Below are 22,432 nucleotides of genomic sequence, written 5' to 3'. Positions count from 1 at the left end.
CTTGTAGCCTGCGCGCTATAAGAGTCGCAACCGTTCAATTGAGCGCGGCTGAATTCGCCGCACCCTCGAAACTGTCCGTTTGGTAGAAAGTATAGGAGAGCGTGATGGTCCGGACATCCGCCATATTGCGCTCCTGATCCATTTCCGGACCGATGAAAAACACGACCGGAAGCTTCTTGGTTGTCCCCGCCTTCACGACCCGTTCGGTGAAGCAGAAGCACTCAAGCTTGTTGAAATAGAGCCCGGCCTTGTGCGGCGTGACATTGTAGGAGGCCATGAGGCTGATGTCCCTGTCGGACGTATTCGTCACCTCATAGAAGGCCAGGCCATGCTCGCCGAGGCTCAAGTCCAGCGATCTCTGCAGCGGGCGGAACTTCACCGGCGCATCAATGACGTTCGAATCGAACCGGACATTGATCTTCCGGTCGATGATGTCTTGCGGGGCGGCTTCGGCAATTTGCGTCGTGCCACCAAAGCCTGTCACCCGGCAAAAGGTGTCGTAGAGCGGCTTGGAGGCAAAGGCGAGACCAAGCATGCCAAGGCAGACAGCACCAAAGCCGAGGGCAAGCGTGCGGTTGTTCATGACGCCTCTCCTTCCGGACTTTCCTGATCCGAGGGTAGCTCAGGCATGGGCTGGCTGTCGCTCTGCGGATCGTTGCGCCAGTAGAGCCCGCCATCAGAGCCGAGGTCGGCATCGCCAAGGCGTATAGCAGTGGTTATCCCGACCAGGAAGACAAAAGCGAAAAGGGCGAGCGCCAGCCACAGATTGCGCCGCTTCTGCGCCTTGCGGGCTTGCGCATCGAGTTTCACCGGCGTCGGACGCTCGTCCTCGGTCATGCCACCCCCGGAATTGCGAGATAGGCGCCGAAGCCATGTTCGACGATGAGCGCCGCGAAGAGCGCGAACAGATAGAAGATCGAAAAGCCGAACATCACCTTGGCGCGTTTCAGGCTTTCAGGCTCAGCCCCCGCATCACCGGCATCGCTCTTCCACACCCGCCAAGCGAGCATCAGGAAAGCGGCACCAAGCGCGGCAGAGACAATCGCATAGACAAGGCCGCCAAGCCCGGTCAGCGCCGGCAGAACGCCCAGCGGCGCGAGGAAGATCGTATAGGCGAAAATCTGGTTCCGGGTTGCGGCCGCGCCATGCGTGACCGGCAGCATCGGGACCTTTGCCTTTGCGTATTCCTTGTGGGCGAGCAGCGAGAGCGCCCAGAAGTGCGGCGGGGTCCAGAAGAAGATGATGGCAAAGAGCAGCCATGCGTCCAGCGGCGCGCTGCCTGTCACGGCGGCCCAGCCGATAACTGGCGGGAACGCCCCGGCTGCGCCGCCAACCACAATGTTCTGCGGCGTGCGGCGCTTGAGCAGCATGGTGTAGAACCAGCCATAATAGGCGATCGACAAGGCAAGCAGGCCTGCGGCCAGCGCGTTCGAGGCCAGCCACATCAGCAGCACCGAAACCCCGGACATGATCAGCCCCATGGCGAGGGCTTCGTCACGCGGGACAGCGCCGGACGGGATCGGCCGGGTCGATGTGCGCTTCATCACGGCATCGATGTCGGCATCGTACCACATATTAATGGCCCCGGCCGCGCCGGAGCCCAGCGCGACGGCGAGCGTCGCAATCGCGGCCATCACCGGATTGATCGCCACATCAGAGACGCTTTGGGCGGCGACGAGCCCTGCCAGCGCCGTGAACACAACCAGCATCATGATGCGCGGCTTCATCAGCTGCACATAATCCCCGGCCGTGGCAGGCCGCGTTTCCATCTGGTTGAAGTCGAAGGCGTCTGTCGAAGACATGCTCAATCCTGCGGTTTGGAGCGGAAACGGCCCTCTGCGTCAGTCACGCAAAGGGCCGCCCCCTGAAATTTCCCGGTTCAGCGTCCCTTAGTGATGGCTCTCGGGCTTCACCTCGGGCAGCTCGTTGAACTGGTGGAACGGCGGCGGTGAGGAGAGCGTCCACTCCAGCGTGGTCGCGCCCTCGCCCCACGGATTGGCCACACCCTTGCGGCGGCGAACCAGGGCTTCAATCACGCCGACGAAGAAGATCGTCGTGGCAACCAGCGTCACCGCATAGCCCATGGACGACCAGAAGTGCCAGGTGGCGAAACCGTCGGCATAGTCGATATAGCGGCGCGGCATGCCGTTCAGCCCCAGGAAGTGCTGCGGGAAGAAGAGCAGGTTCGAACCGATGAACATCGTCCAGAAGTGGGCGTAGCCGATGGTCTTGTTGTATTTGATGCCGAACATCTTCTCGAACCAGTAATACCAGGCGGCAAACAGGCCGAAGACCGCGCCGAGCGACAGCACGTAGTGGAAGTGCGCGACGACGTAGTAGGTGTCGTGAAGAACGTGGTCGATCCCGGCATTGGCAAGCACCACACCCGTCACACCGCCAACGGTGAACAGGAAGATGAAGCCGATGGCCCAGACCATGGGCACCTCGAAATCAATCGAGCCACCCCACATGGTCGCGATCCACGAGAAGATCTTGATGCCCGTCGGAACGGCGATGACCATAGTGGCCGCCACGAAGTAGGCCTTCATGTCGGATGGCATGCCGACCGTGTACATGTGGTGCGCCCACACGATGAAGCCGATCGCACCGATGGAAACCATGGCGTAGGCCATCCCGAGATAGCCGAAGACCGGCTTCTTCGAGAAGGTCGACACGATGTGCGAGATGATGCCGAAGGCCGGCAGGATCATGATGTAGACTTCGGGGTGGCCGAAGAACCAGAACAGGTGCTGGAACATGATCGGGTCACCACCGCCGGACGGATCGAAGAATTGCGAGCCAAAGTTCCGGTCGGTCAGCAGCATGGTCAGCGCGCCAGCGAGCACCGGAAGGGCCAGCAGGAGCAGAACAGCCGTCACCAGAACGGACCAGGCAAAGAGCGGCATCTTGTGCAGCGTCATGCCCGGGGCGCGCATATTCAGGATCGTCACGATGAAGTTGATGGCACCGAGGATCGAAGCAATACCGGCCGTGTGAAGCGACAGGATCAGGAGATCCATGGACGGCCCGGGGTGGCCCGTCGCGCTCGACAGCGGCGGATACAGCACCCAGCCCCCGCCGAAGCCAAGGAAGTCACCCGTGCCCGGCAGCAGCATCGAGATGCAGGCCATGACAAAGGCGGCCGCCGTCAGCCAGAAGGAGATGTTGTTCATCCGCGGGAACGCCATGTCCGGCGCGCCGATCATCAGCGGCACAAACCAGTTGCCGAAACCACCGATCAGCGCCGGCATCACCATGAAGAAGATCATGATCAGGCCGTGATAGGTAATCACGACATTGTAGAAGTGCTTGGCGTGCTCGACGGCCTGGTCGCCGGAATAGCCGAAATACTCCATCAGCCCGGTCAGCGGGCCAATCCCCGGCTCCGCGAGCTCCCAGCGGATCAGACCGGAGAGCGTGTACCCGACGATACCCGCACAGAGTGCGAAGATCAGGTACAGCGTCCCGATGTCCTTGTGGTTCGTGGAGAGGAACCAGCGTGTGAAGAAGCCCGGCTTGTGATCGTGTTCGTGATCGTCATGGGCGACTGAGACTTGATCCATTGCCATGTCAGAAATTCCTCTGAAAATCTTTATTGGGCCTGGGCGAGGCGCGTGGGAGCGTCCATCGGCTCTGCCGTTGTTGCGGTTGCGGTGTCGTCGAGACCGTCAAAGGCCGCCTCGAACTCACCGGCTTTCAGGCGCTCGATCCAGGTGTCGAAAACCTCCTGGCTCACCACCCGGACCTCGATCGGCATATAGGCATGGTCCTTGCCGCAAAGCTCCGAGCACTGCCCGTAATAGGTGCCCTCTTCCTCGACCAGGAACCAGCCCTCATTGAGACGGCCCGGCACAGCGTCGGTCTTGATACCGAAGGCCGGCATCGCAAACGAGTGAATGACGTCTGAGGCCGCTGTCTGATAGCGCACATAACGGTTGACCGGCAGCACCAGCGGATAATCGACGGCCAGGTTACGCGGCCCGGTCGACAGGTCGGTCACATCCTTGGCGAGACCATGCTGAAGACCGTTGGAAACGAATTCGACCGGATAGCCCGATCCGTCCAGCTGGTCCGGGAAGGAATAGGTCCAGTTCCACTGATTGCCTTGCGCCTTGAACGTTACCCAGCCCTTTTCAGCAGCGGCCGGGTAGATGTTCGGATCGTCACCATTGCCCGAAGAGATCACTTCGAGATCCGGCTCGTTTTCCTGATAGAAGAGGTTCGAGAAAGACGGACCGGCAATCGCCACCAGGATCAGCACCGGCACGACGGTCCAGACAATCTCGATCAGCGTGTTGTGGCTGAACTTGCGGGGAACCGGGTTGGAGCGCTTGTTGTAACGCACGCACACCCAGATGATGAGCGCCAGCACGAACAGCGTGATGACCGTGATGATCACGAGAAGGTAAGCATGGAAGCCGTGCAGACGCTCCATGATCCGCGTCGCCGCCGGCTGCAGGCCAAGCCCGCCAGCCTCAGGCTGCGCTGCCTCTGCGAGGGCGCCAAATGGCAAAATCGAAAGAAGAGCGATCAAAAAACGCACAGCCCGACTCCTTGGTAATGATTTGAGCCTTGCCATAACTACACTCTCACCCCCCGTCCACCCAAGCGCTCAGTGTTATCAAATTTGTCGCAGCTTGTTCGCATGAACAATTAAACCGACTATCATCACGATCATACCACAAAGTGGAGAACCCCTATGTATCGACCCCTCGTGACCGGCGCTGTCGCTGCCATTACAGCCGCATCTGCCGCTGCCCAGGTCTTCGTCGTTGGCGGCGGCCTGGCCAAGGAATGCTACGAGCTTGCCAAGACCGGCAACTACCAGGCCAGAACGGCCGAACAGACCTGCACGCGCGCAATCCGCGAAGAGACCATGGACCGGAAGAATCGCGCCGCCACCTATGTGAACCGGGGCGTTATCCGCATGCGAGAGGGCAACTACGCCCCTGCCCTGGAGGACTATGACAAGGCCATCGAGACCCAGCCGGAACTTGGTGCAGCCTATCTCAACAAGGGGGCGGCTCATATCTACATGAAGGAATTCGATTCGGCCCTCGCCCCGCTCAACAGAGCGATCGAACTCCAATCGGTTCAGCTTCACGCGGCTTATTACAATCGCGCGATCGCGCGCGAGAATACGGGCGATGTTCCGGGGGCCTATTATGACTTCCAGAAAGCGCTGGAATTGAAACCGGACTGGGCGCTGGCCGAAAAGCAGCTGGCCCGCTTTACGGTGAAGTCACAATAGCAGTGGCGCCTTGCAAGCCTTCGCGGGAGGCCCCATTCTCGATTCATGTTTGAAACCGACCTCCCCTTTGACCGCAGCGAAGCTTCCTCCATCCTGGCGGAGGCCTGTGATGGTGCCGATGACGGCGACATCTATGTCCAGCGCTCCCGTTCGGAACAGTTCCTGTTCGACGATGGCCGGCTGAAATCGGCCGCCTTCGACACCAGCCAGGGCTTCGGCCTGCGTGTCATTGCCGGTGAGGCGAGCGGTCATGCCCATGCCGGAGAGCTCACCATCGATGCTATCCGCCGCGCGGCCGAAACCGCGTCTGCGGCCAAGCACGGCTATCATGGCAAGCTCGATGTCAGCCCGCAGCCGGTGAACCGGCGCCTCTATGCGCCGATCGATCCGACGGAAGCGCCCGGTTTCGGCGTGAAGACGGAGTTGCTTTCGGAAATTGACGCCTGGGTCCGCGCGAAAGATCCGCGCGTCGTGCAGGTCTCGGTCTCTCTGGCCGGTAGCCATGACGAGATCGATGTGCTGCGCCCGGCCGGCGATGCCTTCCACGATGTCCGCCCGCTGGTGAGGCTCAACGTCTCCGTGACGCTGGAGAAGGATGGCCGTCGCGAATCGGCCAGTGCCGGCGCGGGTGGCCGCGCAGCCTATGATGAATGGATTGAGCCGTCCCGCTGGAAAGGGCTTGTCGAACGCGCTATCCGCAAGGCCGAGATCAATCTCGAATCCATCCCGGCGCCCGCCGGCGAGATGGAGGTCGTGCTCGGGCCGGGCTGGCCGGCCGTGCTGCTGCACGAGGCTGTCGGCCATGGCCTTGAGGGCGACTTCAACCGCAAACAGACCAGCGTCTATGCTGGCCGCATCGGCGAGCAGGTCGCCGCGAAAGGCGTGACCGTCATCGATGACGGCACCATCGACGCGCGCCGGGGCTCTCTCTCCTTCGACGATGAAGGCACGCCGACCCAGCGCAATGTGCTGATCGAGGATGGCATCCTGAAAGGCTATATGCAGGACCGCCAGAACGCCCGCCTCATGGGCATGGCCCCGACCGGCAATGGCCGGCGCGAATCCTATGACGCCAATGTCATGCCGCGGATGACGAATACGGTCATGCTCGGCGGCAAGGACGACCCGGACGAGATCGTGAAATCCATCAAGCGCGGCATCTGGGCGGTCGATTTCGGCGGCGGCCAGGTCGATATCACCTCCGGCAATTTCGTCTTCCAGTGCACCGAGGCCTATCTCGTCGAGAACGGCAAGGTCGTCGCGCCGGTGAAGAATGCGACGCTGATCGGTCATGGACCAACGGCGCTCAACAAGGTGTCGATGATCGGCAATGATTTCGCCATGGATGACGGCATCGGCACTTGCGGCAAGGCCGGCCAGTCGGTGCCGGTCGGAGTCGGCCAGCCGACGCTGAAAGTCGATTCGCTGACTGTGGGCGGAGCCGGCTAGGAAACGGCGACCTGATCGCAGGCCTCAAGCGGCGGGAATTGCCTCTGCCACTCAGGATTATCACCCGGTTGAGACAGCGTGAATTCGATTGGATATGTCACCCCCGAGCGAGTCTCTGGGCGACCATCCTTGATCAGCGGCTCGAATTCGACCTGGCTGATGGCGCGTTTGACCTCATCGCAGAAAACGGGATGGGAACAGGAAACCTGTATCCCGAACGTGTATCCATATCTGTCGACAGAAAATAAGCTATTGCACCTCCCCTCGATCCCCATTCGCGCTGCTATCGGTGGATAGGACGGCACGGGTGGGTTGATTGGTTGCACATCTTTGAGACCGGCCGGGTCTCCCCAGGCCGCGGTGACAATCAGCACCGATGACAGAGCAGTCACATACAGCTTCACGCTTTTCCCTCGCAAAAAGTATCGCAATCATAAGTGATCCGGCATCACTCAAGATTGTTTTGCGGCTTAGGCGAAAAGGCTGCCCTCTGCCAGCCCAAAAATATGATAGTCTGGATTCATGAAGGTACGATCTCTACTCGCCGGAGCGACATGCCTTGTTGTCCTATCCTTCACAGGAACCGCCCTTGCCCAGGGTCTTCCTCCGGAAATGCCGGTCACGAAAGGTGATCTCATGGTCCGCAAGGCTGGCGGGCTGCTGATCGATGTGCGCACACCGGACGAGTGGCGTCAGACCGGCGTGCCCGTGACCGCGCACACAGTATCCGCCGAAGATCCTCAATTCGTGCAGAAGGTTGGGGAGCTGACAGGCGGCGACAAGAGCCGGCGCATCGCGCTGATCTGCCGAAGCGACAACCGCTCGGCGGAAGCCCGCGACACGCTGATGGCCGCCGGCTTCACGAATGTGACGAGCATCAACGGTGGTGTGACCGGCCCGAATGGCTGGATCGATGCGGATCTGCCGGTCAGGCCTTATAGCAACTGACCGGCACTCTCTTTTCCGCTTATCCGATCGTCTTGTCGCGATCGCCCGGATCGGTCACCGAGCCAAACGTGTCGAGCGTCGGCTGGTCCTGCGGGGCATCATCATCACGCAGCGTGTCGAGATGCATCATCTTCGTCAGGAAAGGCGAGATCACGGCGAAGAAGACGCCGACGCCGATCGCGAACCAGCCGACCTTGGTATAGACCGACAGGACCTGCTCGATATTCGCGCCTTCTGCGCCCTCGCCGCCTGCAGCGGTCGCCTGCGCGATCAGGGCTGCAACGGCGTTGCCCGCGCCCGATGCGAGGAACCAAGCCCCCATCATCAGACCGACCATGCTCGTCACCGACAGACGCGTCATGGCCGACAGGCCAACCGGCGAGAGGCAGAGTTCCCCCGTCGTGTGCAGGAGATAGATCAGGAAGATAAAGATGACCGGCGTCAGGTCACCGGGCGACGAGCCCCAGACCAGCACGAGGAAACCGAGACCAAGCTGCATCAGGCCCAGTGCGAATTTGAGCGGTGCACTCGGCTCCCAGCCCTTCTTGCCCAGCCAGACCCAGACACCCGCGAAGACCGGGCCGAGCGCCATGATGTAGAAAGCATTGATCGACTGGAACATCGAGGCCGGCACTTCCCAGCCGAGCAGGTTCCGGTTGACGTTCTCGTCGGTAAAGATGTTGAGCGAGGAGCCGGCCTGTTCGAACAGCCCCCAGAAGAGTACGTTCGTCGTGATCAGGATCAGCGCCACAATGATGCGGTTACGCTGATGCGGGCTCAGGTTCGCGACGGCGCGGTAGACGATATAGAGATAGGTCACGATCATCGCGCACAAGAGCACAATATTGACCGTGCCCTGACTGCGCACGAGCTGCCAGACAACCAGCGTCGCGACGATCGTCCCGATCCAGATCATGTGCTCGCGGGTCAGCGGCCCAAAGAGCTTTGCCTTCAACAGGGCCGGGTCGCGCGGCTCACCGGCCCCGCGAAGCGCCGGCTTGCCCCACATGAAGACGATAAGGCCCGCCAGCATGCCGAGACCGGCGGCCCCGAAACCATAGGCCCAGCCAAAGGTTTCACCGAGGTAGCCGGAAATCAGCGCGCCGAGGAACGCGCCCAGATTGATACCGACATAGAAGATGGTGAAAGCCGCATCGCGGCGCCGGTCCGTCTTGGGATAAAGTTCCCCGACAATGGTGGAGATATTCGCTTTCAGGAAGCCGACGCCAACAATGATCAGCGCCAGACTGAAATAGAAGATGTTCATGATGCCGGCGGACGCGGTCTCGCCCGCCTGGACTGGATCGCCCTCGATCGCCATGCCGAGGTGGCCAAGGACCAGCAGAATCGCCCCCAGAAGCACGGCCTTGCGCTGGCCGAGATAGCGGTCGGCAAGAACGCCCCCGATCACCGGACCGATGAAGACGAGCGTCGTGTAAGCGCCATAAAGCCCATAGGCGGCTTCGCGTTCGAACAGGAAGTGCTTGGTGAGATAGAGCACCAGGAGCGCGCGCATACCGTAATAGGAAAAGCGCTCCCACATCTCGGTGAAGAACAGGACAAAAAGCCCGCGGGGGTGACCCAGAAATGTTTTGCCTTCGTCTGCTGCTGTTGCGCCGCCTACAGTCGCATCACTCATGATCTCTCCCTGAATCTCCTGCGATGGTGACTCATCTGTTTGCCCTTATTGGGCGACACTTTGAGCATGCAGCAGCACTCTGCTCAAGCAATGATGTGCCATTTCCGGGCTTCAGGGCGCAATCTGATGCCTAGTAGGCTAGCGTTTCGAAGGCTGGTTCAACCCGCTGGCCCCATTCATTGTAGTAGAGTTCCAGCAGCCGGTCGGCGGGTGTCAGGCCGCTCTGGACGATCTCGTCCAGCTCCGACAGGAAGCCGGACTCATTGTCTCCGGCCGTATTTAGCTTGGCCCGGGCCTTCAGGCCGTCCCGGCTGATCATGAGCGCTTCCTTCGCCACGTCGCGCAAGGAGAGTCCGCCCGGCACAGGCGTCTTCAGCCCAAGCACAGGCACGGAAAGCCGCACCGCCTCACGTTCCGGCGCCGTCCAGTCCTTCACGAGGTCCCAGGCAGCATCGAGTGCCGCATCATCATAAAGGATACCAGTCCAGAAAGCCGAGAAGGCGCAGAGCCGGCTCCACGGCCCGGAATCGGAGCCACGCATTTCAAGGAAGCGCTTCAGGCGCACTTCCGGAAAAATGGTCGAGAGGTGGTCGACAAAATCATCCAGTGCTGGCTTTTCGCCGGGCAGGATTTCGAGCTTGCCGTTCATGAAATCCCGGAAACTCAAGCCAGACGCATCGAGATATTTCCCGCCGCGGCGGACAAAATACATCGGCACATCAAGGGCATAGTCGACATAGCGCTCAAAACCCGCGCCCTCTTCGAACATGAAGGGCAGCATGCCGGAGCGATCCGGATCGGTATCCGTCCAGATGTGCGAACGGTATGAGAGGAAGCCGTTTGTGCGCCCCTCGGTGAAGGGCGAATTCGCAAACAGCGCCGTGCCGAGCGGCTGCAGGGCCAGCGAGACACGCATTTTCTTGACCATGTCGGCTTCGGACGAAAAGTCGTAGTTCGCCTGAACCGTGCAGGTCCGGAACATCATCTCACGCCCGAGACGGCCAACCTTGAGCATATAGTCCCGCATGATCTTGTAGCGCCCCTTGGGCATCATCGGGGTCTCGTCCATCGACCAGAGCGGCGAGGAGCCCATGCCGAGGAAACCAATCCCCAGCGGATCGGCAATTTCGCGCACTTCGCGCAGATGGTCGCCAACCTCGTTACAGGTCTGGTGAATATGCTCGAGTGGAGCCCCCGAGAGTTCGAACTGGCCGCCCGGCTCCAGGCTGACGCTGGCGCCATCCTTCTTGAGACCGATCAGATAGCCGCCCTCGATGATGGACTCCCAGCCAAACCGATCACGCAGACCTTCCAGCATCGCCTTGACCGACACCTCGCCATCATAGGGCAGTGGCTTCAGCCCCTCACGGATGAAGCCGAATTTTTCATGTTCGGTGCCGATCCGCCAGTCGGTTTTCGGCGTGCAGCCGGCTTCCACCCATTCGACGAGTTCAGTCGTCGATTCGATCCGCGGCGCGGATTCGTCGATGTCGGAGGTTGGTGTGGTCATAAGTCTGGCTGCCCTCTAGCCATTAGAAGTTTCTGGCAGATAGGGATGATCGCGCCAGTCTCCAACCAGCGCTTGCCAAAGTGTCAGGGCTGAGACAACTGCTGTTTCAGCCCGCAGGATACGCGGCCCCAGTGTTACCGGGACAATGAAAGGCGCCTTTCGCAGCATGTGCCGCTCGGTCGGTGAGAAGCCGCCTTCCGGCCCGATCAGCAGGCCTGCCGGCCCAAATTCCGTCTCGGCCAGCACCGTCGCCATGGGGTGCGCCTCGCCGGCTTCATCGCAATAATAGAGCGGACGGGAAGGATCCCAGGCGGAGAGCGCTTCTGTGAGAGAAACACTCTCTTCGACCACGGGAATATCCATGCGCTCGGTCTGCTCGGCCGCCTCAATGACGGTGGCCTGCAGGCGGTCCGTGCGCACCCGGTTTGACTGTGTCCGCTCCGTCATAACCGGCAGGATACGCCTCACGCCCAGTTCACAGGCCTTTTCCACGACAAAATCGGTGCGGGTCTTTTTCAGCGGCGCAAACAAAAGCGTGAGGTCTGGCGTTTTGACCTGTTCGCGCGTCTTGGTCTCAGGGATAACGGAAACGCGCTTGCCGCTTTCCTGGCGTACATGCGCTTTCCATTCGCCATCGCGTCCATTGAAAACCCTCACCAGGGCCCCACTCTCAAGACGCATGACACGTGTCAGATACTTGCCCTGCCCCTCTTCAAGCGGAACAGGCTCATCAGCCTGCAGGTCATGGGCGACAAAGATGCGCGGTACGGAACTCATCGCCCCCATATAGGCTTCAGAGTCGTTAGCGTTAAGTTGTAAAAAGAGATCAATCCATGAGTGTCCAGTCGATCAATCCCGCAAACGAAGAGATCATCGAAACCTTCGAGCCTCATAGCGACGTGGATATCGACCATGCGCTGGCCGCTGCAGAAGAGCGGTTCAACGCCTGGCGGCTCACAAGTTTCGATGAGCGGGCCGACCTGCTCAACGCTGCCGCCGACGTCCTCGAAAACAAGGCCGACATGTTTGCCCGCCATATGTCACTGGAGATGGGCAAGCCGATTTCTCAGGCCGAGGGCGAAGCTAAAAAATGCGCCTGGGTCTGCCGCCATTATGCCGAGCATGGCGAGTCCTATCTCAAGGATGAGACGATCAGGACGGATGCCAAAGCCGCCTATGTCCGTAACCTGCCGCTTGGCCCTGTCCTGGCAGTGATGCCCTGGAACTTCCCTTTCTGGCAGGTCTTCCGTTTTGCCGCTCCGGCCCTGATGGCCGGTAATGTCGGCCTTTTGAAGCACGCGTCGAATGTCTGGCGCTGCGCGCTTGATATTGAAGAGGTTTTTCGCGAGGCCGGCTTTCCCGAAGGCTGCTTCCAGACCCTGCTGATCGGCTCCGACAAGGTGGCGGGTGTCATTTCTGACCGCCGTGTACGGGCGACGACGCTCACAGGCTCCGGCCCCGCCGGCAGTGCGGTTGCTTCGAAATCGAGCGAGCACATCAAGCCGAGCGTGCTGGAGCTGGGCGGCACCGACGCCTTTATCGTGATGCCCTCGGCCGATCTGGAGGCCGCCGTGGCCACAGCCATTGACGGACGCACCCAGAATACCGGCCAGTCCTGCATCGCTGCCAAACGCTTCTTCGTTCACGAAGATATTTATGAGGATTTCCGCACCCGCTTCATCGATGGCATGAAGGCCATAACGCCCGGCGACCCACTGTCGGAGGAGACGAAACTCGGCCCGCTGGCCATGAAATCGATCCGCGACGACCTCAGCCAGCAGGTAGAGAAATCCATATCCGCCGGCGCGAAGCCGCTTCTTGAAACGCCCGCCCTGCCCGAAAAGGGCTGGTGGGCCGCCCCGCAAATCCTCGAGGATGCGCCCGAAGCAGCCCCGGCCTTCCATGAGGAGATGTTCGGCCCGGTCGCGGCGCTCTGGAAAGTCCCCACCCTGACCCATGCCATCGAACGGGCGAATGCCAGCGACTTCGGGCTGGGCTCGGCGGTCTTCACACAGGACGAAGCCGACATGGAGCAGGCCATCCGCGATCTCGAGGCCGGCTCGACCTTCATCAATAGCAAGGTTGCCAGCGACCCGCGCCTGCCCTTTGGCGGGATCAAACAGTCCGGTTATGGCCGCGAACTGGCCGGTGACGGCATCCGCGCATTCGTGAACAGAAAGACAGTCTCTATCGCCTGACGGGTAAAATTCGCTATACGGTCGGGCATGACTGGACCGAATGACGATTCTGAAAGCGTCGAGCCGATCGATGCGGAGTTCGAAGAGAAACCGCAAGAAGAGCGCAGTGCCCCCGCTGACAGCGCCCTGCCGGACTGGCTTGTGTCGCTGCCCGACCAGCTGCGCCCCTATGCGGCATTGGCCCGGCTCGACCGGCCAATCGGAACATGGCTCGTCCTGATCCCGACCCTGGTGGCGCTTGCCTATACGCGGATCCCGACAGGCTTCTACTGGATCGACATCTGGTGGCAGGTGCTTTTCGCAATTGGTGCCGTGGTCATGCGCGGGGCGGCCTGTACATGGAATGACATTACCGACCGGGAATACGATGCCCAGGTCGAGCGCACGGCGAAACGGCCGCTGCCCTCTGGCGAGGTGTCGGTGCGCAATGCCTATATCTTTTTGGCGATCCTGCTGCTGATCGGTTTCATAGCCTGGCTGTGCCTGCCGCTCGATGCCAAGGTCGTGGCCCTGCTCGCCATTCCGCTGATCGCGGCCTACCCCTTCATGAAGCGGATCACCTGGTGGCCGCAGGCCTGGCTCGGCTTCACGATCAACTGGGGGGTGCTCGTTGCCGCCGCCACGGCCCTGCACGTCTCGTTCGCGACGCTCTTCCTCTTCTTTGGCTTTGCCGCCTGGACGGTCGCCTATGACACGATCTACGCCATGCAGGATGAAGAGGATGATGCCCTTATCGGCGTCAAATCGACGGCGCGCCTGATGGGGGACCGCGTGATTGTCGGGGCCTTCTCCTTCTATGTCATCGCCGGCGCCTTTTTCGCCGCCGCCACGGCTGTGACAGGCGCCACCCGGATCGGGGCGCTCGCTGTCATCGCTTTCCTTGTTCACACGATCTGGCAGGTCCACACCCTGAACCGGGACCGCAATACAGCGCTGATGGTCTTCCGCTCGAATGCCTGGGCAGCGCTCATCCTGCTGGTCGGCTTTACACTGGCGGCCCTCATCTGAGGGCCTGCCGAAGCCTCTTGGCTAACGTTACGCCAATCCGGTAATATGACACTATGCCTGCCGCAAAGCGCATACGTCCGCTCGACCTCTTCACCCGTGAGGAGTGGGAGCATGTCAGCCGCCGCTCCAGCCTGCTCGGGACGGGAACGGTCATCCATGCCTGGGCCGTCATCGCGCTCGCCATGGCCGCGGCGATCTGGCAGCCTTGGCTGGCCATTCTTGCAATCCCGGTGATCGGCGCGCGCCAGCTCGGCCTCGCCATCCTGATGCATGAAGCCGCGCATGGCGGGCTACACGAAAACCGCAAGATAAACGATTTTCTCGGCCAGTGGCTCTGTGCCGCGCCGGTCGGCGCGCATTTGCGCAATTATCGCGGCTATCATCTGACCCATCACAAATATGCCCAGCAGCCCGAAGACCCGGACCTCGCCCTCTCGGCGCCCTTCCCGGTGACGCGGACATCGCTCAGACGGAAGATCATCCGCGACCTGACCGGCCAGACCTTCCTCAAGCAGCGCCGGAACCAGTTCGCCAATGCGCTGGGCCTCGGCATCCGCAAGACCAAGGGCAATGTGAACCGTGCCCAGAGTGCGCGCGAAGCCGTCATTCCTTTCGTTGCAACCAACCTCCTCCTGCTGGCCGGACTGACGCTGACCGGCCACTGGTGGGCCTATTTCGTACTCTGGCTGCTGCCACTGGCCACCTGGAACCAGATGGTGACCCGACTGCGCAATATCGCCGAACATGCGGTCGTGCCGGACCATAACGATCCCATGCGCCATGCCCGCACGACGCTGGCAAGCTGGTGGGAACGGGCCCTGATCGCGCCTTACTGGGTGAACTATCACTGCGAACATCACATGTTCATGCACCTGCCTTGCTACCGGCTGCCGGAGGCTCACAAGCGGCTTGCGCAGAAGGGCATTACGGCCCAGATGGAAGTGAAACGCGGTTATTGGGGCGTCCTCAAGGAGGCCTCCTCCAAGCCCGAAAAGGCCGCGGCCTGAGATTGCCAGCTGTCCAGGCTGGCGCACCAGCAAGGAGCCAGCCCTCATGACCAAGCTTACCCTCGAAATGGTGTCCGACCTTGTCTGCCCGTGGTGCTGGCTGGGGCTGAGGCGCATCCAGAATGCGATTGCGCTGGTGCCCGAAGTCGAGGTGGAGCTTCTTTTCCGCCCCTTCGAACTCGACCCGACCATTCCGGAAGGCGGGGTGAATTACCGCGACTATATGGCCAAGAAGTTCGGCCCCGAAACCGAGGAAGGCCGCTGGGCGGCCATGCGCGAGGCACTTGAACAGTTCGGCGAAGAAGAAGGCATCCCTTATCATTTCAACGAGATGCGCCACCGTCCGAACAGTTTCGACGCCCACCGGCTCGTGCGCTGGGCCCAGGGCCAGGGCAAAGGCGCCGACGCCAAGGAAGCCCTCTTCTCTGCCTATTTCGAACATGCCCGCGACATCGGCGATCACGAAGTTCTGGCCGATATTGGCGAGGAGATCGGTCTCGAGCGTGACATCGTCGAAAAGCTGCTCGCCTCCGACGCCGACATCGAGGAGACCAAGCGCGAGGAAGAAACCTTCCGCCAGATGGGGATCAGCGGCGTGCCGACCTATATCGCCATGCGCAAGATCGCCGTTCAGGGCGCGGAATCGTCCGAAAAGCTCGCCAAGTTCATCAAGGCCTCCGCGCAGCAGATGCCACAGGAACGCAGCTACGGCTAACTCAGCTGCAGGTCGACCAGTTTTCGGTAGGCACCACCCTTTTCCATGAGCGCGTCATGGCTGCCCTCTTCGACGGCCTGGCCGTCTTCCATGACGATGATGCGGTCGGCAGCGCGCACCGTGGAGAGGCGGTGGGCGATGATGAGCGTGGTGCGATCAGCTGAAAAAGCCGACAGCGCCGCCTGCACCTTGGCCTCGCTTTCGGCATCGAGCGCGGACGTGGCCTCGTCCAGCAAGAGGATCGGCGCCTCACGCAAGATGGCGCGGGCGAGCGCGATACGCTGGCGCTGACCGCCGGAGAGATTGCGCCCCATCTCGCCAGCCGGGGCGTCATAGCCGCCGGGGAGTGCCTGGATGAAGTCATGCGCATTGGCAGCTTCAGCCGCCTGCCGGATTTCCTCGCGCGTCGCGCCCATACGCCCAAGCGCGATATTGGCGGCAATGGTGTCGTCGAACAGCAGCGCCTCCTGCGCGACGAGCGCAGTGGCCTGACGGAGGCTCGCCCCGGTCACGGTGCGAATATCGCTGCCGTCGACTGCCACCGTTCCGGAGACGGGATCATAAAGCCGCAGCAGCAGGTTGAAGATGGTGGATTTTCCAGCCCCCGAGGGGCCGACGAGCGCCACGGTCTCCCCCGGCTGGGCGGTAAAGCTCATGCCCTTCAGTGCCGGCGAGCCATCGGGATAGATGAAATGCACGTCCTCGAAGGCCACCCGGCCCTCGACATCGTTGAGCACGGTCGCATCCGGCCGGTCGGTCACAACGGGCTTGGCATCGATGATCTCGAAGACGCGGTCCGCGGCCGCGCCGCCTTCCTGGGCAACCGCGTTCAGCGTGCCGAGCGCGCGCAGCTCAGGCGCGGCGACCGCGACGGCCCCGATCACGCCGACGAAATTGCCGAGCGAGGTGTCGCCCTGGCTGATCCGCCAGGCCGTCAGCGCCAGGATCCCGACAAGTGCGATCCCGCCGGTAATTTCCAGGATCGGGTCGACCGCGGCCTTGTCTGTCAGCACCTTCAGGAAAAGGCGCGAGCGTTCGACAAACCCCTTCTTGGCGCGCGCCTTCTGATAGTCTTCGAGCCCATAAGCCTTGACCACACGCGCCGACTGAAAGCTTTCCGAGAGAAGTGACGCCACTTCGCCAACCTGTTTCTGGGCTTTTTTGGACCGCTTGCGCACACGGTTGCCGAGCCCGATCACCGGGCCAAACGCGATCGGATAGATAACCAGCAGCACCAGCGTCAGCTTCCAGTCCATGATGAGCATGGTGAAGAAGACACCGATGACGGTCAGCACGCCCTTGGTGAGGTTGTTGGCAAGCCTCAGCCCCGCTTCGCGGAGCGCGTTCACATCATTGATGAAGCGCGAGACGAACCCACCCGAGCGGTCCCCCGACAGACGCGCGAAATCGCCCTCGGTCAGCGCGTCGAACTGATCAGCCTGGATGTCGACAATGGCACGCTGCACACCGGTATTGTTGGCGAGCGTCATGCCATAGAGCGAGAGCGAACGGATGGCGGCCGCCGCACCAATGATGCCGATCAGCCACCAGAGATATGGCGGCACGGTCGTGGCCGACGGGTCGGCAAGGGTTTCCAGCCCCTCAACCACGAGCTTCAGCAGATAGCCATACGAGGCGGCGGCCACCGACGTGATGGCCGCGCAGGCGGTTCCAAGAGCAAACCACTTCCAGTGCGGCAGGTACCGCTCCCGGATCAGCCGCCAGAGGCTGCGCGCGCCTTTCGGCGCGTCGTGTTCGCTAGACGTGATGGTGGGACCCCGTTTCCGGGTCGAGCAGCCGGTGCGCATGCAGGATGAAGTAGCGCATCTCGGCATTGTCGACGGTCTGTTGAGCAGCCGACTTCCAGGCGTCATAAGCCGCCTTGTAGTTCGGGAAGGCGCCGACGAAGTCGATCTTCGAGAGGTCCTCGAATTCGACACCGCGAACATCTTTCAGCTCACCCCCGATGACGAGATGAAGAAGTTGTTTTGCTTCCGGCATGTCCGCCATGGGCTTTTGCTCCGTAGTCTCTGTCTTGTCATAGGGCCGAACCGTCCAGTTCGGATCGGGCAACCGGACCCCGTTGACGCGCTCCACTAACAGAGGTTGCAGAGCCTTTCCAGCGGCAATGAGGCTTCTCTGTGCAGGTTCGCTGCGATTGAAAATAAAGGGTTCACCAAGATGCGTCGAGGCCGCACCGCCGGCCTCGTTGACGATAATGGTCCCGGCGGCAAGGTCCCAGTCGGATTTGCGCCAGAGCGCGAGCGTGGCGTCCCATGCACCGCTCGCGACCCAGCACATCCGCAGAAGCGTGGCATTCGGCTTGGGCCGGGCGAGCTCCATATCCGGCCATGGCACCTTCCAGGCCGGATGGCTCAGCATCGATTCCGACGCGATCATCCGACAGCCCTCTTCCTTGTCGCAGGCACTCGCGTGAATGCGCTCGCCATTCAGCCAGGCGCCTTTTCCCCGCTCGGCGACATAGGTCTCCCCCAGGGCAGGAGCGTGCACCACGCCGGCCACCGGCTGGCCATACTGGATGAGCGCGAGCCCGACGCACCAGTAAGGCTGGTTGCCCATGAAAGCGCGCGTCCCGTCGATCGGATCGACACACCAGACCGTGTCATGAAACTGGGTCTGGCGTGACAGGGCGGTTTCTTCTGACAGCCAGCCATAGGACGGCTGCGCGGTCATCAGGCGGTCGCGCACCAGCCTGTTAACAGCAAGGTCCGCCTCGGTGACCGGGTGGCCGGGATACTTCTCCCATGAGGGCGTCGAGCCCTGTTCGAAATAAGCCAGCGCAAGCGAGCCTGCCTCTACCGCGACCTCCCGCAGAAGATCCAGGTCCTCGGAAAAGCGCGGCTCAGTTTCCGGCAATCGACATGTCCTCGATGAGCAGGCTCGGCGCATTCAGCCGGCCCCGGAATTCGAGATCGGAGGCTGGGATGAGCCGGGCGAACATGGATGGCAGGTCCCCGGCAATCGTCACCTCCGAGACCGGATATTGCACGGCGCCATCCTCGAACCAGAAACCGGCAACGCCAACCGAATAGTCGCCCGTATTGGGATTGATCGACGGGCCGAACATATCGGTGACAAGCAGGCCCTTGCCTGCCTCCTTCATGAGCGTTTCCGGCGCCTTTTCGCCAGCCTCGACATGCGTGTTCGAGGTGCCGACGCCAGGCGGATTACCAAAACCACCGCTGGCAAACCCGTTCGGCTGACGGCCGAGCTGCTTGGCGGAGGAGAGGTTGAGCAGCCAGTCGATCAGCACGCCATCCTCGATGAGATGCTTGCGCTCGACAGGCAGGCCCTCGCCATCGTGATTGCGGCAGCCGAGCGCCTTTGCGAGGAAAGGATCATCGATGATGTTGATGCCGTCAGCGAACACCTTTTCGCCGAGCCGGTCCTTCAGGAAGCTCACGCCACGGGCCACTGATGGGCCAGAAATGGCCGAGAGGAACGTCCCGATCAGGCTTGAGGCCACCCGCTTGTCATAAAGGACAGCGGCCTTCTGCGTCTTCACCTTGCGCGGCCCCAGCCGTGCGACGGCCCGCTCACCGGCGGTGCGGCCGATCTCTTCCGGCGATGGCCGATCGGCCATCTTGCGCACGCTCCAGCTGTCATAATCACGCTCCATCGCGCCGTCGCGTTCGGCCACAGCCGCGAGCCCCAGCCCCGTGGAGCCACCGGAAAGATAAGAGGCAAAGCCGTTGCTGGCGGCGACCCAGCGCTCGGTCCGGCTCCAGCCATTGCCGCAACCGGCCACCGTCTTCACGCCCTCGACGCCAAGCGCAGCGGCTTCCGCGGCAATCGCATCGGCTTCCAGCTTCTCCAGCGGAATCTCGCCATCGCCTTCAAGGTCGAGCACCGGGGGATCCTTGGCGAGCAGTTCCGGTGAAGCAAGGCCGGCATATTTGTCTTCCGGCACAGCCTTCGCCATGGCAACACAGCGCTCGGCCAGCGCCGAAACCGCCTCATCGGAAAGGTCCGATCCGGAGACATGGGCCTGGCGCTGCCCGAACAGGACCCGCAGCTGAATGGCCTGCGATTCGGAGCGCTCGACATCTTCGAGCTTGCCGTCGCGCACATCGACGCTGACCCCTTCGGAGGCCCCGAGGCTGCAGTCGGCAGCGGTCGCGCCTTCCTTCAGGCAGCGGTCGATCAGTTTTTCGAGAATATCGGCGGGCGGCGTCGTGAATTTACTGTTCATGCCCTTGCAGGTAGCCCCTGGCCTGCCGCGGGGCAACGGGAAAAGGTGTGCTTTGACAAAGCGGCACGCGGACTAGGCCTGCTTGCGATAGAAACCCGGTCCAAGCCCGCCATCTCTTATCAGGCCATGCCCGCCCGGTATCGCCTCCCCGGCGCCGGTGAGAAGCCAGCCGCCCGGGCGTAGTCCCCGGACAAGCGACTGAAGCGCGGTTACGCGGCAGCGATCCGACATGTCGCTGAGAACGTGTCGGGCCAGAACGATATCGAAGGCCTCTTTCCGAACAGGCCCGTCGAGCAGGTTGTGCTGGCGCACGGCAAGCCGATCTCGCAATCGCTCACAGGCTTGCCAGTTTCGGTCCCCAACACGCTCGAAATGCGCCAGCATGCGCGCCGCCGACAGGCCTTTCTGGATCTCGAAATGCGTATAGATGCCGGCTTCCGCCCGGCGGGTCGCACGGTGCCCGATATCCGTGGCCAGAATCTCTATCCCGCCAGCTTCCCCCCTCATCTCTTCGGACAGGATGGCCAGCGAATAGGATTCCTGCCCACTGGCCGCCCCCGTGCACCAGATACGCGGTGTATGACCAGCCTCTGTCTTCAGAGCGTGATCGATAACGGTCTGGAGGGCCTGGCGCTCACGGAAAAACCAGGTCTCGCCATTGGTCAGAGCATCGGCGACATAACTGACCAGATTGGACGAAACACCTTGCTCGAGCCGCTCCAGCAAATCATCGACCGTCTCCGAGCCCAGCATTGCCATGGCCGGCTTCAGGCGAACTTCCGCAAGGAAGGTTTTGCGCGAGTCCAAGTGTTGCCCCGTCAGCCTTTCAGCCAAACGGGACAGCCGCTCAAAACGAGCCCCCGCCACGGTCTTTGACAAGCCTTGCAAGCCAGCCTCTGATTGCGTCCCAAGGCCCAATTTAGCTGGCCGATGTGATCCGGCAATCGTTCAAATTGATGATTCAGACGGGTTTCGTGACAGGGCCTTGTCCGGGAAGACTATTTTCCAGAGGCGATTGCTTTGCCCACGTTCAGCGTCTCCTCGATCAGGTAATCCAGGTCTGCGAACCGTGTGCGGTGGTTGGTGATGTTCACCCGAATGGCGAGCGCCCCCCGGATACGCGTCGTCGAAGGCGCGGCCGCACCGCTCTCCTGCAAACGGATGACGATCTCCTGATTGAGCGCATCGAGGTCTTCCTCGCTCATACCCTCTGCCTTGTAGCGGAAACAGCAGATGCTGGTTTCGGTCGGCGCCAGGCGTTCCAGGTCGGATTCACGGTCCACGAGGCTGGCCAGATAGTCCACCTGCTCACAATTCGCGGTAATAGCCGCGCCCAGCCGCGCGGGCCCGAATTCAAGCAACTGCGCCCAGATCTTCAGGGCCCGGAAACCGCGCGAGAGTTCCGGGCCATACTCAACCGGCCAGGGATTGGCCGCCGCCAGGCCGCGCTCGACACCGCTCAGATAATCGGGCCGGTTGGAGAAGCTCTTGCGGTGAGCCTCCCCGTCGCGAACCAGAACGAAGCCGGCGTCATAGGTCACGTGCAGCCATTTATGGAAGTCGAAGGCAATGGAATCGGCGCGGTCTATCCCGGCCAGGCGCGGGGCAAGCCGCTCGCTCATGATCCCGCAGGCGCCGAAGGCCCCATCAACATGGAACCAGAGCCCCTCCTCCGCCGCGATATCGGCGAGATCGACAAGCGGATCGATGGCCCCGGTATTCACCGTTCCAGCCGTGCCGATGATGGCGAGCGGCGTCTTGCCTGATGCCCGGTCTTCGGCAACTGCGGCCCTGAGAGCCGGCAGCTGCATGCGGAAATGGTCGTCGACCGGGATCTTGCGCAGAGCCTCAGAGCCAAGCCCCAGAATATCAAAGGCCCGCGCGATGCAGGCATGCGCTTCGGCGGATGTGTAAGCAGTGAAACTGTGCCCGGCCATACCGTCCGCGCGGCTCGCAAACGCCGTCGCCCTGTCGCGGGCGGTCTTCAGGGCGATGATGGTGGCCATGGATGTGCCGGACACCGCCAAGCCGCTCGCCGTATCGGGAAAGCCGAACAGGTTGCAAAGCCACCGGGTGAGTTGGCGTTCCACATGGATCCCGGCATGGTTGCGCCCGCCGCAATTGGCATTCATCGCGGCTTCGGCGATAGCCGGCATCAGGCCGCTCGGCGTGCCGGCCCCATGCACCCAGCCGAAGAAGCGCGGATGCGTATTGCCCACCCCGTGCGGCAAGAGGGAGGCTATCAGGGCATCCATCGCTTCTGGCCCCGTGCCCTCCTGCGAAAGGCCGGTTTCAAGTGTCCGGTGCAATGCTTCCGGCACGGGCGTCCAGACCCGGCCGTCCGTAGCGTCTTCCATCTTGTCCAGCGCCCGCTCCAGCATCGCATGGGCACGCGTGCGGAAGGCCGACCAATCCTGCGGGTCGAGCGTCGTGGGCGAGCGGGTCTCTGGCGCGGTCTTCTCTGTCATGACGCCCCTCTTGCCTCGCTTTCATC

21 protein-coding genes are annotated in these 22,432 nt (G+C 61.8%); 7 read left to right on the top strand and 14 right to left on the bottom strand.

The annotated features are described in order from the left end of the window. Window positions 1-34: 34 nt before the first annotated feature. The 5 genes from B8784_RS02270 to coxB form a co-directional block, all read right to left on the bottom strand. Window positions 35-583: a cytochrome c oxidase assembly protein gene (locus tag B8784_RS02270; protein WP_084396003.1), complete on the bottom strand. Its 549-nt coding sequence runs from the start codon at window positions 581-583 to the stop codon at window positions 35-37. Continuing rightward, window positions 580-837, bottom strand: a complete 258-nt coding sequence (locus B8784_RS02265; RefSeq protein WP_084396002.1) for a hypothetical protein — start codon at window positions 835-837, stop codon at window positions 580-582. Before B8784_RS02265 ends, B8784_RS02270 begins: the two co-directional genes overlap by 4 nt. Further along, complete coding sequence (gene cyoE / locus B8784_RS02260; protein ID WP_084396001.1) at window positions 834-1,802, bottom strand: heme o synthase; 969 nt, start codon at window positions 1,800-1,802, stop codon at window positions 834-836. Before cyoE ends, B8784_RS02265 begins: the two co-directional genes overlap by 4 nt. Before the next feature lie 87 nt (window positions 1,803-1,889). Beyond that, on the bottom strand, window positions 1,890-3,563 hold the full coding sequence (ctaD, locus tag B8784_RS02255; RefSeq protein WP_084396000.1) for a cytochrome c oxidase subunit I: 1,674 nt from the start codon (window positions 3,561-3,563) through the stop codon (window positions 1,890-1,892). Window positions 3,564-3,592: 29 nt separating this feature from the next. Beyond that, window positions 3,593-4,543, bottom strand: coding sequence for a cytochrome c oxidase subunit II (coxB, locus tag B8784_RS02250; protein ID WP_084395999.1), 951 nt, complete (start codon window positions 4,541-4,543; stop codon window positions 3,593-3,595). A 156-nt stretch (window positions 4,544-4,699) separates the two neighbouring features. Between coxB and B8784_RS02245 the strand changes: the two genes are divergently transcribed. Continuing rightward, window positions 4,700-5,251, top strand: coding sequence for a tetratricopeptide repeat protein (locus B8784_RS02245; protein WP_084395998.1), 552 nt, complete (start codon window positions 4,700-4,702; stop codon window positions 5,249-5,251). Window positions 5,252-5,296: 45 nt separating this feature from the next. Beyond that, window positions 5,297-6,700, top strand: coding sequence for a metalloprotease TldD (gene tldD, locus B8784_RS02240; RefSeq protein WP_084395997.1), 1,404 nt, complete (start codon window positions 5,297-5,299; stop codon window positions 6,698-6,700). Here tldD and B8784_RS02235 read toward each other — a convergent pair. After that, complete coding sequence (locus B8784_RS02235; protein WP_143435254.1) at window positions 6,697-7,104, bottom strand: energy transducer TonB; 408 nt, start codon at window positions 7,102-7,104, stop codon at window positions 6,697-6,699. The genes tldD and B8784_RS02235 overlap by 4 nt on opposite strands. Window positions 7,105-7,312: 208 nt before the next feature. Between B8784_RS02235 and B8784_RS02230 the strand changes: the two genes are divergently transcribed. Then, window positions 7,313-7,648: a rhodanese-like domain-containing protein gene (locus tag B8784_RS02230; RefSeq protein WP_158085547.1), complete on the top strand. Its 336-nt coding sequence runs from the start codon at window positions 7,313-7,315 to the stop codon at window positions 7,646-7,648. 19 nt (window positions 7,649-7,667) lie between these two features. Here the strand turns inward: B8784_RS02230 and B8784_RS02225 are convergent, their stop codons facing one another. The 3 genes from B8784_RS02225 to B8784_RS02215 all read right to left on the bottom strand — a co-directional run bounded on the left by B8784_RS02225 (window position 7,668) and on the right by B8784_RS02215 (window position 11,574). After that, window positions 7,668-9,287, bottom strand: coding sequence for a peptide MFS transporter (locus B8784_RS02225; protein ID WP_084395994.1), 1,620 nt, complete (start codon window positions 9,285-9,287; stop codon window positions 7,668-7,670). 130 nt (window positions 9,288-9,417) lie between these two features. Continuing rightward, window positions 9,418-10,797, bottom strand: a complete 1,380-nt coding sequence (locus tag B8784_RS02220) for a glutamate--cysteine ligase (protein ID WP_084395993.1) — start codon at window positions 10,795-10,797, stop codon at window positions 9,418-9,420. Between the two features lie 15 nt (window positions 10,798-10,812). Further along, the gene (locus tag B8784_RS02215; protein ID WP_169712599.1) at window positions 10,813-11,574 is read right to left on the bottom strand and encodes a 16S rRNA (uracil(1498)-N(3))-methyltransferase; all 762 of its coding nucleotides are present in this window, start codon (window positions 11,572-11,574) and stop codon (window positions 10,813-10,815) included. A gap of 56 nt (window positions 11,575-11,630) precedes the next feature. Here B8784_RS02215 and B8784_RS02210 point away from each other — a divergent pair, with 56 nt between their 5' ends. Genes B8784_RS02210 through B8784_RS02195 form a run of 4 tightly spaced genes read left to right on the top strand, consistent with a single transcriptional unit; the run spans window position 11,631 to window position 15,725 of the window. Next, window positions 11,631-12,995, top strand: a complete 1,365-nt coding sequence (locus tag B8784_RS02210) for an NAD-dependent succinate-semialdehyde dehydrogenase (RefSeq protein ID WP_084395991.1) — start codon at window positions 11,631-11,633, stop codon at window positions 12,993-12,995. Window positions 12,996-13,022: 27 nt separating this feature from the next. Then, window positions 13,023-14,003: a 4-hydroxybenzoate octaprenyltransferase gene (locus tag B8784_RS02205; protein WP_084395990.1), complete on the top strand. Its 981-nt coding sequence runs from the start codon at window positions 13,023-13,025 to the stop codon at window positions 14,001-14,003. Window positions 14,004-14,056: 53 nt separating this feature from the next. Beyond that, window positions 14,057-15,010 (top strand): fatty acid desaturase family protein, encoded by a 954-nt coding sequence (locus tag B8784_RS02200; protein ID WP_084395989.1) that lies wholly within the window; start codon window positions 14,057-14,059, stop codon window positions 15,008-15,010. 46 nt (window positions 15,011-15,056) lie between these two features. Further along, a complete protein-coding gene (locus B8784_RS02195) occupies window positions 15,057-15,725 on the top strand; it encodes a DsbA family oxidoreductase (RefSeq protein ID WP_084395988.1) in 669 nt (222 codons plus the stop codon). Here B8784_RS02195 and B8784_RS02190 read toward each other — a convergent pair. The 5 genes from B8784_RS02190 to B8784_RS02170 all read right to left on the bottom strand — a co-directional run bounded on the left by B8784_RS02190 (window position 15,722) and on the right by B8784_RS02170 (window position 22,406). Beyond that, window positions 15,722-17,560 carry an ABC transporter ATP-binding protein gene (locus B8784_RS02190; RefSeq protein WP_233355929.1) on the bottom strand — a complete coding sequence of 613 codons (1,839 nt, stop codon included), beginning with the start codon at window positions 17,558-17,560 and terminating at the stop codon, window positions 15,722-15,724. The genes B8784_RS02195 and B8784_RS02190 overlap by 4 nt on opposite strands. Next, window positions 17,484-18,602: an inositol monophosphatase family protein gene (locus B8784_RS02185; protein ID WP_233355928.1), complete on the bottom strand. Its 1,119-nt coding sequence runs from the start codon at window positions 18,600-18,602 to the stop codon at window positions 17,484-17,486. The genes B8784_RS02190 and B8784_RS02185 overlap by 77 nt, the downstream gene beginning before the upstream one ends. Then, entirely contained in the window at window positions 18,589-19,938 is a 1,350-nt protein-coding gene (locus B8784_RS02180; protein WP_084395985.1) for a TldD/PmbA family protein, read from the bottom strand. The genes B8784_RS02185 and B8784_RS02180 overlap by 14 nt, the downstream gene beginning before the upstream one ends. Window positions 19,939-20,010: 72 nt before the next feature. Then, window positions 20,011-20,745 carry a CheR family methyltransferase gene (locus B8784_RS02175; RefSeq protein ID WP_084395984.1) on the bottom strand — a complete coding sequence of 245 codons (735 nt, stop codon included), beginning with the start codon at window positions 20,743-20,745 and terminating at the stop codon, window positions 20,011-20,013. A gap of 191 nt (window positions 20,746-20,936) precedes the next feature. After that, a complete protein-coding gene (locus tag B8784_RS02170) occupies window positions 20,937-22,406 on the bottom strand; it encodes a pyridoxal phosphate-dependent decarboxylase family protein (RefSeq protein ID WP_084395983.1) in 1,470 nt (489 codons plus the stop codon). Between the last annotated feature and the right edge of the window lie 26 nt (window positions 22,407-22,432).

The sequence above is a fragment of the Henriciella aquimarina genome (assembly GCF_002088975.1).
In the GTDB taxonomy this organism is placed as follows: Bacteria; Pseudomonadota; Alphaproteobacteria; order Caulobacterales; family Hyphomonadaceae; genus Henriciella; species Henriciella aquimarina.
This window is presented reverse-complemented; position numbering and strand designations above follow the sequence as displayed.